This is a genomic window from Paenibacillus sp. cl123, from assembly GCF_900101595.1.
Classification (GTDB): Bacteria; Bacillota; Bacilli; order Paenibacillales; family NBRC-103111; genus Paenibacillus_G.
Genome location: NZ_FMYY01000008.1, coordinates 165,032 through 178,001, shown reverse-complemented (window position 1 = coordinate 178,001; position 12,970 = coordinate 165,032). Strand labels below are relative to the sequence as shown.

Below are 12,970 nucleotides of genomic sequence, written 5' to 3'. Positions count from 1 at the left end.
TCACTTGGTGATCATTCGCTTGACATACACGGCGCCCACAAGCAGGAACAGCGGGGCGATACCTCCGAACAGGTTGATCAGCGGCCATACTTCCGAAACCTTTTCCGCAAAATCGGCCTGATGCTTGAACATGATCAAGGTAAGGGCGAAGCTCGCCATCGCAATCACCATGATCAGGATGCGGCCGTTGCGCAGCCGAGCGATCTGGCTGAGCGCCAAATTCAGCACAAACAACGCAATGGTCGCTTTCATGTAAGAACCGAGAATCAGCGAGATGCCGATGACGGACTCGACTCTTTCGATAAAGTCCCCGATGCTGATAAGACGCGCTATCTGAAACAAGGAATATTTCAAATCGACGGCAACCGGTCCGAACGCCATAATGGTGCAAACGATCGCCGTCATGAGCAGCAGCACATTGATCAAATAAGCTCTCGCCATATGCAGGCCGAGCCTGGACTTGTCCCCCCTCCTCCGATAGACCAGCAGCATGGAAAAAATAACGACCTCTGCATAAGGAAAGCCGAAGGTATAATACGCCCCATGCAAAATGGGCTTCCAGCCTGTATGTATAATGGGGAGCAGGTACTCGGGATGATAATTGGGGAGCGACATGATCAATACCGCGACGGCAAAAAAAATCATGATATAAAGCAGCAGCTTGAACATGCGGCACATCACCTCAATCCCGGCCCGCACCGTCAAGGCGCTTATGATGATAATCGGCAGATTGAATATATACACGGGTGTCTCCGGCATCATGGTTAGGGTAAAAAAGCCCCCGATATCGATAATTATCCAGGTCATCATCAGAAACAGATAGACTAAAAAAGGCAGGCACACGATAAACGTCACCACCGCCCCAAGCGATTCCCGGCTCATTTCAATCCAGGTTCTGGCGGGATGTCGACGGTGAAGAAACAGCACAAACGCGAGCAGAAGTCCGCCGCAAGCGCTGGATAGCAGGAGGGAAATCCATGCCCCCTGCCGGGCGAGACCAACGACCGTGCCGGGAATGTTAATAATGGACGAGCCCGTCATAAAAGCCAGAAACAGGGAGGCAACTTGCCCGGAGCTGACGACTTCATTGTGCTTCACCGTATTTCCCGCCTTTCCGCTTAAACTAGGGTCCTGTTTAGGATTGGAGCCAGGCCACGATCTGCTTGGAGGGCTCTCTAAGAAGTAAATTCAGCACTTCATTGAGAGTCGGCCACCCCGCATCCGCGATAAAGCTTGTCATCATGTAGCCGAAGAAAACGAAACAAGCGCCGTACAGCAGCTTCTCCCGAAGCCCGCTTCTTTTGAGCTGGGGAACATCGCAATAGGCCAGCATCGCCACACAGATCAGCAGGACAATGATCCGCTCAGCCATCCGCAGTCCCTGCTTGGCTTAGCCGTGAACCGGCCGTTAATCCCGGCATCGGGGCGAAAGCATTCATACCCGTAGAAATCACGTTCACCTGCACCTCAATCTGAATCGGAATATCCGCAAATCGATGGTCCCAGTTCTCCTTCAATCGATTCCACAAAGCCGGATTTTTTCTGGAAATCGCCGTTCCTATCCCTAATGCGTCAATTTTGCGCTTTTGCAGCTGAGCGACGGTCTTGGCCAGACTATCCCGCGTATATTTGGCTGCACGCCGCTCAAAATCGCTTTCTTCCTCCATGTTTGATACCCGCTGACAATGCAGCTCTCCGACAGAGCCTTCCAGTTTAATCTTGTAGCTCACCTTAATCTCTTCTCCCTGAATATCCATGTCCATCTTAGAGAAGGCATGGCGTATCTCAAAAGCTTCCTTCACAAGCCGGTCATCTGCGGCTTCCTGGCGGGCCGAACACGGCGTGTCTATGATGCCGTTTCTGTACTTATTGTTCAGCAGAAGCAAACCCTCCGTTTCGGAGGGCGACAGGACGGGCAGCTCCAGCCTGTCTCCCTTAATCAAAGCAAGGCCGGCTACCGTCGTCGTTTTCGGCTTTTCCTCTGAGATCGAGACATAGGGCAGCATCCCTATGCCCGTTTCACTTTTCAACTGAATATTCAAGTCCAGCAGCCTGGAGGTGACCGTTTTCCCCGTGTATTCGAAAGCGGTCCGCTCCACCTCCCTGAGCTGCTGGCCCATAGTGTTTTCAATTAGAGGCTTGATGTCAAGCAGATCGCGCGCCAAGCCTTTGGCAATCAGTACTGTAATCGTCCCTCTCGGCTCATGATCGCGCGTGAAATAATCTAGGAGCGTCCTCATGCCTGCTTTCTGCGCGGCGGCTTCGCCGACCACAATCGCCCTCATGTGACTCCACTGCGCTTTGCGCCCCAGATGGATCGTAATGTCGCGAACAGCGTCAAATACAGATGCGCCCTGGGTCCGGATGTTGACGAACGACGATTTGGAAGCGGCCTGATCCAGCGTATTGGCGCCGGCAGGCTTGTATAAATGCGTGACTAAATCGATCCTTCCGGTGTCGCTCAGATCTATGGCAATCGCCTGGACAAAACCTCTCTCGGGCAGCTCAAGCTTGCTCCAGCAGCCGGACAGCGCCAGGGCGGGCAGCAGCGCCGCCAGCAATCGTATAGACCTGGACAGGGGAACATTCATGGGGCGTCACTCCTTTGCTTCCATTTCGAAACTCGTTGATGAGCGTGCCGGTTGCGCGGCGAACGGAACAGAAACTTAAGCGGGAACCGGATGAATACGTCGCGCAGCTGCCAGATATCCATCGGCGCCAGCGCCGATAAATAGGGCTGTCCAAGCGATCTCAGGCAAGTCAGATGCAGCAGCGTCAGCAAAAAGCCGATCATCAAACCGAACCCGCCCAAGGTAGCTGCGCATATCATGAGCGGAAACCGCAAGATACGAAGAGTGATAGCCAGATTGTATTGCGGAATCGCGAAAGAAGCTATTCCGGTCGCCGCTACGACAATAACCATGATTGGAGAGGCTATCCGCGCCTGAATAGCCGCTTGCCCTATGACGAGCGCTCCCACGATACTGACCGCCGAGCCCACCGGCTTGGGAAGACGAATCCCCGCTTCGCGCAGCAGCTCGAAGAAAAACTCCATGACAAAAGCCTCGATGAACGCCGGGAACGGGATGCCCTCCCGGGTATCCAGTATAGCCAGCAGCAAAACCGTAGGGAGCAGCTCGGGATGAAAGGTGGAGAACGCGATATAAATGCTGGGAAGCGTCAACGCAAATATAAAAGCTCCGATGCGAAGCAAACGAATCAAGGTCGCATGTACGGTTCGCTGATAAAAATCCTCAGGCGTGCTGAAAAACTCTACAAACAGCGAAGGTCCGATCATAATAGAGGGCGAGCCCTGCGTCATCACGATGATTTTCCCGTCAAGCAAAGCCGCGATGGCCACGTCGGGCCGCTCCGAGTACCTGTACTGGGGGAAAGGACTGTAGGTCGAATCCTCGATAAGCTCTTCGAGATAGGACGGCTCCAAAATATCGTATTCCGCGGCGCGCGCCAGGCGGCGCTCAAATTCGGCCAGCGTCTCCGGATTCACTGCTCCGTCCAAATAGCCGTAGAACAGCTCGTTGCCGCAGTTTTTCCCTGTTGGTACAAGCTTCAGCTTGAATAAAGGGTTGCGCAGCCGGCTGCGCAGCAGTCCCATATTCGTTTCCAGGTTCTCGATGGTGCCCTCCCGGGGACCGATGACCGACGGCTCATTGATCGGTTCAGTGACTTGCCTGTGCTGCAGGCCAAACGTTTTATAAGCAACAGCCCCTTGCCATTGGTCGAAAAACAGAACCAGGCAGCCCTCCAAAATCTGACTGATCGTCTGATCAAAATCATGAAGCACCTTCCCTTTTTGTTCCGACACCCCTTGCCCTTCAAAAAAGCGAATGATATGCTCCGGCTCGATAGACGCTCCGTCCACTGCTTCCTGCAGGACGACGCCCTCCAGAATTTCTTTCGTATAGCTGAAATTTTTTTCTTTCACCATGGATGTGAAATATACAGCAAGCGCCCTTTGGTTCAGATCGGTCCCATAGCTCCAAGGCAGCAGCGTCAGATCGTCGCAATCCGCAAAAACAGCTTCCAGCCGTTTCAGATTATCGTCCAGCTCAGGCGAAATCATAATTCTCACTTCCTTTCCACGGGGGTCATATTGTGTATGATTTACCATGGAAGGAAAGATTATTATTCGCCTTTGGACCAGAGGTTCGCGATTTGAATAATGAAGCCGAAGAAGGAGTGCCTGCAGCCAAACTGATGGTACAGAGCAACTTATAGACCTCTATGCGTCGCTTCCCCTCCCCAGCGGGCATAGTACCGGGCGAAGTGGAGCGCGCCGTACAGTCCGGCACAGTCGTCCAGTGCTGCGAGCCGCAGCTCGGGCAGCGGCTGGAGAGGCGCGTAATGCTCCTCGAGCACGGCTCGCATCGGCTCAAGCACATAGCGTCCGGCCCGGGCTGCTCCGCCTCCGATCACGATCACGTCCGGGTTCAGCAGAAAGACCGCGGACGCGAGCTTGCGCCCAAGCACGGTGCCGACGTGACCGAACACCTCCCGCGCCGCTGCGTCGCCCGCCTCACATGCCAGAAACACATCATGCGCAGTCAACCTGCGCTCACGAGCGATGCGAGCCAGTCCCTCCGAGCAACCGGCCCGCACCTGAGCTTCCGCCAGCCGGACGATGCCTGTCGCCGAGGCGACCGTCTCCAGGCAGCCTCGGCGGCCGCAGGCGCACGGGGCGTCTTCGCCGTCAACCCGGTCATGCCCGAGCTCGCCGGCGAACAGCCCGCCTCCGCGAACGATCCGCCCGTCAGCGATGATGCCGGCGGCAAAGCCGGTGCCAAGCGTCACGCACAGAACGTTGGCGAACCCCCGAGCCGCTCCGGAGCATGCCTCACCCAGCGTGTAGAGGCGCACGTCGTTATCGATAAATACCGGCACGCCCAGCCGCTGCGACATCCTTTCCGCAAAAGGCACGTCGGCCCAGCCGAGATTAACTGCCCCGAGCGCCATGCCGGCCAGCGGGTCCACCTTACCCGGTACGCCCATGCCCGCTGCGGCAAGTTTCCCCTTCCCGCCGCAGGCCTCAAGCGCCTCGCCGATTTCCCGCTCCAGCAGGTCGAAGTATGCTATGGGCTCGCTCGTCTGCAGAGGGGCGCGCGGCTTGATCGTACGGAAGCGGCGCACCACTAGCAGCCGGTTCTCTTGGTCAAACACGCCGATTACCGTATTGGTCCCTCCGATATCTACGGCTGCATAACGTTCCCCGCCGCTCATCCCGCCGTCCTCCTCCGATACACGAGCTGGCCGCGGACGAATGTCGCTTGGAGCTGCAGCTCTGCGTCCAGCAGCAAGAAATCCGCGTGCTTGCCGGCCTTAAGCTCTCCCTTATGCCGCTGCAGCCCGGCCTGCCTGGCCGGCACGCTTGTCAGCGACGGCAGCAGCTCCTCCAGCGTCCGGCCGGTATACTTCAGCGCGTTGCGCAGCGCCTGGAGCATGGTTAACGAGCTGCCCGCCAGGCTTGATCCGTCCGCCAGCATGTTTTCGCCGCCGCGAACGACGATATCCCCATAGCTGCCATCGGGCAGCCCGGCGCAAAACAATGCATCCGTGATCAGGCATACGCGCTCGGGGCGTTTCACATCAAAAAGCAGCTTGACCGCCGCCGGATGCACGTGTACGCCGTCGCAAATCAGCTCCGTCGTCAGCTCATCCAGCAGAAGACCTGCCCCCGCCGCGCCTGGCTCCCGGTGATGCATCGGACGCATACCGTTGAAGTGATGGGTCGTTTGGCTGACACCCGCCTCCACCGCCCGGCGCATCTGCTCATACGTCGCATCCGTATGCCCGGCCGATACCGTGATGCCTTGGGAGATCAAATAACGAACCGCCTCTAGCCCCCCTTCGACCTCCGGCGCAAGGGTGACAAGCCGGATATTCCCGCTCGCCGCCTCGAGATACGTTTCCATAATCTCCGGGTCCGGCAGCCGGATCGCTTCCAGGCTCTGCGCTCCCCGGCGGGCTTTGCATATAAACGGCCCCTCGAGATGAATGCCGCACAGCTCGGCTCCCGATGTCTGCCCAACGCTCGCCCCCGCCTGGCTCAGGGCATGGAGCAGCCGCTTATGCTCCACCGTCGCCGTCGTTGCGAGAAATGCCGTCGTACCATGCTCCGCATGAAAGCGGCTCATGCCATCAAGCTCTTCCGGAAGGCCGCTCAGCACGTCAAAGCCGCCTCCGCCATGCACATGGATATCGATAAACCCGGGAACAAGCAGCATGCCTCCGCAATCGACCTCTCCCGCCAGCTTCAGGATGGTGTCCTTTTCTTCCTCCTCCCCGCCCGGCATCTGGCCTACAGCTTCAATAACCCCGTCCGTGCCGACAAGCACATATCCGTCTTTTATCGGACCACCCGGTGTGTAAACGCGGGCATTGCGGTATAACGCTTTTCCAGTTGCCATCCTCTTCGCGCTCCTTTTCCCCTATATAATATGAAAAAAGTCCGGAACCAGGGCCGCTGCTGCGGCTCCGGGCCTGGACTTTATACAGATCGCGGCGTTGGTTTAATGCCATTCTCCCTTAATATTGCTATCCTTCATCAGTTTGTTCACTTCGTCAATGACGTCCTTGCCGCCTTTGCTCATGAACTGCTGCACCATTTTGTCCCAATCGGCGATTTTCGTCTGGCCAACGATCATCTTCGTCTGCTCGTCGCGCACCATAAGCTCCAGCTCGCTCCACTTTTCCATAAATTTCGCCGACTTCACGCGATTGATCGGATTGATATACGATTTCGTTTGCTTGAGCATCTCCTCGCTCGCCTGGAAGAACGATTTCTGGAGCGGATGAATCGCCACCTTCGAAATTTCGTTCGCCTCGTCGTTCGGCGCCCAGTAGCGTGTCTCGAAGTAGAAACGCGGCTGCGAGCCGGTGCCGAAATCGGCGTTCTCGACGACGCCGTTGTTCAGCTTGTAGCCGACGCCTTCCTTGCCGTACAGCCAATCGAAATCGGCATTGCTGGCCGTGCGCTCGCTCACCGGCACGAACTTGCGGAAGTATTCGTTCATATCGAGAATACGCATAATTTTATCGTTGTCGCCTTTCATTTTCGCGGACAGCGTAAAAATCTGATAATAGCCCGAAAGCCCCATAAAGCCTTGGCTGCCGTCCGGCGCCTTGAATGGCGGAATCGGCACCAGCTCTGCGCCCGGATTGATTTCGGCCAGCGTCTTGAAGTCCGTCGGCCATTTATCGTAAGCCTGCTCGTAGAAAATACCGAACTTGCCGGCGTAGAACGCCTTTTTCACATCGGAAATTTTCGAAACGGCCCAGTCCTTCGGAATCGCGCCCGCCTGGTACAAGTCCGCGAGCATCTGGATGCGCTCCTTGCTTGCGTCGGCGACGATGCCCGGGATGAGCTGACCGTCTTTCTCGTGATACCATGCTTGCGGATGCCAGTACGCGCCGAAATCGAAATCGTACTGGATGCCCTTGCCGAGCATCAGCCCGTACGTATCATCTTTGCCGTTGCCATCCGGATCGTTTTTGGCAAAGGCGATCGCTACCTGCTTGAGCTCTTCGAAATTGGTCGGCATCTTGAGGCCGAGCTTGTCAAGCCAGTCCTTGCGGATCATCGCCTGTTTGCCGTACTTGACCGGGAAATAACGCGGTATGCCATACACCTTGCCGTCGACCTTCATCGCGTCCCAGACAAATTGAGGGACCATCTTGAGCGTCGGGTACTTGTCGATATAGTCATCCAGCGGCAGGAACGCTCCTTGCTTGGCCCATTTGAAGTAGTTCGAATCCGCCCCCTCCATGCCCACGATATCGGGAATGTCGCCCGAAGCCATGCGCACGGGCAGCTTTTGGGAGTATTCCGAGAACGGCACGAACTCGGTCTTGAAGTCGATGTTGAACTTTTCGTTGATCATCTTCACGCCCGGACCGTCGGCCGGAGGAATCGGGCTTGCATAGGTGCCGTCCAGATAGGAGATCGCGAGCTTTTTATCCGATCCTGTCTGCTGACCGGTGGGCTTCGGCGTTTCTCCAGCCGGTTGCTCGCCCGATCCCGAGGAGCAGCCGACAACAGTCCCGGTTAAGCTCAGTGCCGCGCTTAGCGCGATAAATGCCTTCAGATTGCTTCTCTTTGTCATGCATAACCCTCCCATAAGTTATCATTATCATTTCACAGTCAAGTCCGTACATGCAACCGCAGCTGTCCCGCCAGCCTTCACCCCTTCACCGAACCGAGCATCACCCCTTTGGCAAAATGCTTCTGCAGGAACGGATAAACGATCAGAATCGGAAGCGTTGCCAGCAGGATGGCAGCCATCCCGATCGTCTCCGGCGGCGGCGGGTTCGCCCCCATCATCATGTCGCGCCCGGCGCTGAGAGTGTTCATCGCTTCCTCCACGATCACGATTTGGCGCAGGATGACTTGAACGGTCCATTTGGCCGGATCGCTGATGTACAGAATCGCTCCGAAATACGAGTTCCAATGTCCGACGGCATAGAACAGGCCGAAGGCGGCCAGCGCAGGCTTGGACAGCGGCAGAACGATGCGCGAGAAAATTTGCAGATCGTTCGCGCCGTCGATCAGAGCCGCTTCCTGCAATTCCCCCGGAATGTTCATGAAAAACTGGCGGATGACGATCAGATTAAACGGACTGATCGCTCCAGGGATGATAAGCGCCCAGTAGCTGTTTAGAAGCCCCGTCGCTTTGACGACCAAATACATCGGAATAATGCCCGCGCTGAAAATAAACGTAAACAGCACCATCATCAGATAGACGCGTTTTCCCGTAATTTCCCTGGACAGGGCATACGCCATCGTCGACGTCAACAGCAGGTTGAACAGCGTCCCTGTTACCGTTACGAATACGGTCACGCCGACCGACCGGATGAAAGCGTCCGAGCTGAAGATAAACCGGTATGCGTCCGCCACCCATTGCTTCGGCCAGAGCAGCAATTCCGTCTGGACAAATTCGGTGTACGAGGTGAACGACACGGCGAGCATGTAATAGAACGGGAACAGCATGAGCAAGGCGACGAAGGCAAGAACAATGATGTTGATGTTGTCGACGATGCGGTCGACGAGCGTTTTGCTGTGCATGGGATAGAGCCTCCTTCTCTTAATACACGCCTTCTTCGCCGAACCGTTTGGCCAGCTTGTTGGCCAGGACGATCAGGACAAGTCCGACGAGTCCTTTGAACAGACCGACGGCCGTAGCGAAGCTGAAGTCCGCCTGCTGCACCCCTTTGAAGTATACGTACGTGTCCAGCACCTCGCCTACTTCCTTGTTGAACGGGTTCAGCATGAGGAATATTTGCTCAAAGCCGACATCCAGCACGCTGCCGAGCCGAAGTATAAGCAGAATGACAATCGTGCTCCGGATCGCCGGGAGCGTAATATGCCAGATCTGCCGCCAGCGGCCGGCGCCGTCCATGACGGCCGCTTCGTACAAGCTCGGATTGACGCCGGACAGCGCCGCCAGAAATATGATCGTGCCCCAGCCAGATTCCTTCCAGATCGTCTCCAGCATAATCAGCGGCATGAACCATGACGGCTCCTGCAGAAACTGAACCGGTTTGATCCCGAACACCGCGGTCAGCGTCTGGTTCACGATGCCCTCGGACTTGAGCAGGATCGTAACGATCCCGATCACGACGACCCAAGACAGGAAATGCGGCAAATAAACGATGGACTGAATGACGCGTTTGTACGTTTCGTTCCTCAGCTCATTCAGCATCAACGAGAGCAGGATCGATACGGGAAAGGCGAAGACAACTTGCAGGAACGACAAGTAAAGCGTGTTCCACAAAACGCGCAGCACCTCTGCGTCCTCAAAAATTTTACGGAAATGCTTGAGACCTACCCAATCGCTGTGCAGGAAGCCGGTAAACGCGCTGTAGTCCTGGAAGGCGATGACCGAGCCGAGCATCGGCACGTATTTGTAAACGATGAAATAAATAAGACCGGGCAACAGCAGCAGCAGCAAATACCGTTCCTTCCACAGCCTGACGGCGAGCGGCGCTTTCCTGGGCTTCGCCCGTTGCGCGCCGCCTGCCCGGGCAGCTAATGAATCCGTCTGTATCGTGTCGGTTTGCATGGGCTTCAAGCTCCTCTCTGCCCCAACTATAAGGGGACGGGCAGTTTCTGTTCTACGACCAATCCTTCGAAAATGTACCTGAATTGACGAAATCCGCAAAACGATGAACATTCCAGAAAGTCGACTTGCGTTTTTGCAGGTACTTGCCAAGGGCTGCAATTTTTGATAAAGCTAATATATACCCTGAGGAGCAGCCGAAAAAATCGCAGCAATTGCGGTTTTTTACCGTTTTTAAGGCATTTTCGCAAAAGAGTGAAGTATCCGCAAAACAGACATACTACAACTTTCCGGGCATGGGGGTGTACGGTTTTGAAAACGGTTTTATTGCTTAAGCTAAAAGCGCGTTCTCTGTTCTTCAAGCTGTTCGTCGGTTTCTTATCTGTCATCGTCCTGCTCGTTTCTTTCCATTTATTCTCATTAACCATCTATCGGGACAGCATCCGCGAAGAAATTATCCGCTACAACACCCAGAACATGCGAAATACGGCTGACAGCTTCGAGAAGCATTTTCAGCTCGTCAGTACGCTCGCGCTCGGCGTCTACTTGAACGACAAAGTTCGGTTCGCCGCCGGTCAGCAGATCGATTATGTGAGCGCGAATCAGGTCATCCGCGAGCTGGTAGCGATTGTGAGCAACTCGCAGCTGCATCTCGATAATCTGCTGCTGTTTGATGACAAGACAGATTTTGTGCTGGAAAAAACAAGCGGCTCGCAGGCCAGAACTTTTTTCTCCCAGCATTTTTATAATGAAGCTTACCCTTATGAATTTTGGAGAGAGCAGTTCAAGCAGGACTTCAGCTTCCGCATCTACCCCGCAGCCTCGTTCGTTGATATCGCATACGGGGTGACGAGCCGGCAGACCGATCTCGTATTTCCGATGATCGTGAAGAGCGATCTGTACCCGGAGTTCAAACTGATCGCCATGCTCGACGTGCAGAAAATGTTCCAGGCGTTCCATCATTCCATCAACAATAACTTTGTAATTCTGGACCGTGAGGGCCATAACGTATTTTCATCGGTGGAATCCGTATCGGAGGCCGCCGGGCTGCCCGTCCCCTCGGATGGCGAGGAGTTTGTGCGCAAGGGCAGCAGCTTTTATTTCTACCGTCAAGGGCCTGTGACCGGGCTTACGTACGTAAATATCGTGCCGGATGCGGCCATTTCTTCCAAAATCGCCAAGCTGAATCTCACGCTGCTGGCTATCATGCTGCTGTCCGTCGTCATCGGCGTCGCCATGTCGTTTCTGCTCAGCAAGCTGTTCAACAATCCGGTGAGAGGCATCGTCGAGTCCATTCGCGACTTGAACCGCGGCAAAGCAGCCGACGGGCCGCGCGGGCCCGAGGCCGAGCAAAGCTACAACGAGTTCGAATTCATCCGCTCGAACCTGGACCGCATGCGGCTGGATAACGAGACGGCGCACGAAGACTTGCAGCGCAAAAATTCGCTGCTTCGCTCCTACATGTATTTGAATAAGCTGAAAAAAATCCAGTTCGGCTTGAGCGACAGCCCGGATATCGGCTCCTCCGTTCCGATCGAAGGGCCATATATGTTCGTGCTGCTCGAGGTAACGTTCAAGCCGGAATTTCATGAGGAACGGGCGTTTACCGAGGAACGGGCCACCTATTTCTTGCGGGAATACGTCACCCAATCGGTCGCTTCGGCATTTCCGGAATCGCAAACGTTTCAGACGGATGCCCGGCATATTTTGTCGCTGGTGTTCAGCGAAGAGCGGGAACGGCTGCTGGAGACGCTGGAGCAGACGCGGCGGGTACTGGATATGGACAGCGATTATTGCTTCATGACGATGGCGGTTTCTTCCGTACACCGCAATGCCGCCGATTTTACGATAGCGTACGAGGAGGTGCTGGAGCTGGCGGACGGACGGCCTTTCGACGACCAGACGCGCATTGTGACGGAAGCCGGGTCGAAGGTGACCCGGGACAGCATCCCTCCAGCGCTGGAGCAGGAATTCGAGGTGAACCTGCCCGCCGGCAACGTTGAGGAAACCATGCAGGCCATCCGGAAAATGATCGCCTTTCTCATGAAAAAAGCAGCCTCGGGTTCGCAGATGTACCGGTTCGCGGAATATTACATGCAAAAAACGGTACGGCTTCTGGTAGCGTGCAACCTGCAGGCAGGCAGCCTGCAGATCGATGAGCGCATACGGCAGCTGAGCGAACATGTGCATACCGCCGAGCAACTGGAGGAATTTTTCCGGCTTTGGATCGAAGAGGCGTGCGCAATCGTGCGCAGCAAAAAAGAAGAGCGCGACTCCATCGTCAGCTTCGTGATGGACTATGTCGAGGCGAACTACGACAAGGACATTACGCTGGATCTGATCGCCGAGCGGCTGGGGATTACAGGGGGCTATTTGTCCTCTTACTTCAAGGAAAAGACCGGCATCAACTTCCTCGACTACGTGAACGATGCGCGGGTGAAGAAAGTGATAGCGATGCTGGAGGACACCGAGCTGCGCATCCAGGATATCGCGCTGCGGGCGGGCTATCAGAACATGAACTCGTTCAACCGGATGTTCAAGAAATTTACCGGCGTGACGCCGAGCGAATACCGCCGCTCCAAGCGGCAGGTGTAGCTCCGACGGGCTTGCATCCGCGTTTGCTCCTGTTTAAGCCCGGCGGCGGGGTTGCGCACAAACGGATGAGAGGCGAGGCGAATGGCGCAGAATTCTAACGGAACCCGGCGGCCCTTAGCAAGCAAAAGGAGCGAACAACGGGACCATGCGGCTGTTTATGAGCTCCCAGTTCCGTTATAACTCCGCTCTGTTTGGTGCTTGCCGTGCTGGTCCAGGCAAGCAGCCATACGCCAAAAAGGTCGAGCCCGGAGGCATATACAGCCCCTGACTCGGCCTTTTTTTCATCATACAGGGAGCCATCC

General features: G+C 55.6%; 10 protein-coding genes. 1 reads left to right on the top strand and 9 read right to left on the bottom strand.

The genetic code is table 11. The features are described 5' to 3' along the window. The 9 genes from BLR08_RS15655 to BLR08_RS15615 all read right to left on the bottom strand — a co-directional run bounded on the left by BLR08_RS15655 (window position 1) and on the right by BLR08_RS15615 (window position 10,076). On the bottom strand, window positions 1-1,098 hold the full coding sequence (locus BLR08_RS15655) for a GerAB/ArcD/ProY family transporter (protein ID WP_072332118.1): 1,098 nt from the start codon (window positions 1,096-1,098) through the stop codon (window positions 1-3). 37 nt (window positions 1,099-1,135) lie between these two features. Further along, window positions 1,136-1,372 carry a hypothetical protein gene (locus tag BLR08_RS15650; RefSeq protein WP_072332121.1) on the bottom strand — a complete coding sequence of 79 codons (237 nt, stop codon included), beginning with the start codon at window positions 1,370-1,372 and terminating at the stop codon, window positions 1,136-1,138. Continuing rightward, complete coding sequence (locus BLR08_RS15645; RefSeq protein ID WP_072332124.1) at window positions 1,365-2,591, bottom strand: Ger(x)C family spore germination protein; 1,227 nt, start codon at window positions 2,589-2,591, stop codon at window positions 1,365-1,367. Before BLR08_RS15645 ends, BLR08_RS15650 begins: the two co-directional genes overlap by 8 nt. Then, entirely contained in the window at window positions 2,588-4,084 is a 1,497-nt protein-coding gene (locus tag BLR08_RS15640; RefSeq protein ID WP_083537241.1) for a spore germination protein, read from the bottom strand. Before BLR08_RS15640 ends, BLR08_RS15645 begins: the two co-directional genes overlap by 4 nt. Before the next feature lie 149 nt (window positions 4,085-4,233). Beyond that, window positions 4,234-5,238: an ROK family protein gene (locus BLR08_RS15635; protein WP_072332130.1), complete on the bottom strand. Its 1,005-nt coding sequence runs from the start codon at window positions 5,236-5,238 to the stop codon at window positions 4,234-4,236. Continuing rightward, the gene (nagA, locus tag BLR08_RS15630; protein WP_072332133.1) at window positions 5,235-6,425 is read right to left on the bottom strand and encodes an N-acetylglucosamine-6-phosphate deacetylase; all 1,191 of its coding nucleotides are present in this window, start codon (window positions 6,423-6,425) and stop codon (window positions 5,235-5,237) included. Before nagA ends, BLR08_RS15635 begins: the two co-directional genes overlap by 4 nt. Window positions 6,426-6,527: 102 nt before the next feature. After that, window positions 6,528-8,120: an extracellular solute-binding protein gene (locus BLR08_RS15625; RefSeq protein ID WP_072332136.1), complete on the bottom strand. Its 1,593-nt coding sequence runs from the start codon at window positions 8,118-8,120 to the stop codon at window positions 6,528-6,530. 77 nt (window positions 8,121-8,197) lie between these two features. Then, on the bottom strand, window positions 8,198-9,079 hold the full coding sequence (locus BLR08_RS15620) for a carbohydrate ABC transporter permease (protein ID WP_072332139.1): 882 nt from the start codon (window positions 9,077-9,079) through the stop codon (window positions 8,198-8,200). 19 nt (window positions 9,080-9,098) lie between these two features. Next, window positions 9,099-10,076, bottom strand: a complete 978-nt coding sequence (locus BLR08_RS15615; protein WP_083537243.1) for an ABC transporter permease — start codon at window positions 10,074-10,076, stop codon at window positions 9,099-9,101. A 309-nt stretch (window positions 10,077-10,385) separates the two neighbouring features. On the opposite strand from BLR08_RS15615, the gene BLR08_RS15610 reads away from it, so the two are divergent. Then, a complete protein-coding gene (locus BLR08_RS15610; RefSeq protein ID WP_072332142.1) occupies window positions 10,386-12,668 on the top strand; it encodes a helix-turn-helix domain-containing protein in 2,283 nt (760 codons plus the stop codon). Window positions 12,669-12,970 lie beyond the last annotated feature (302 nt).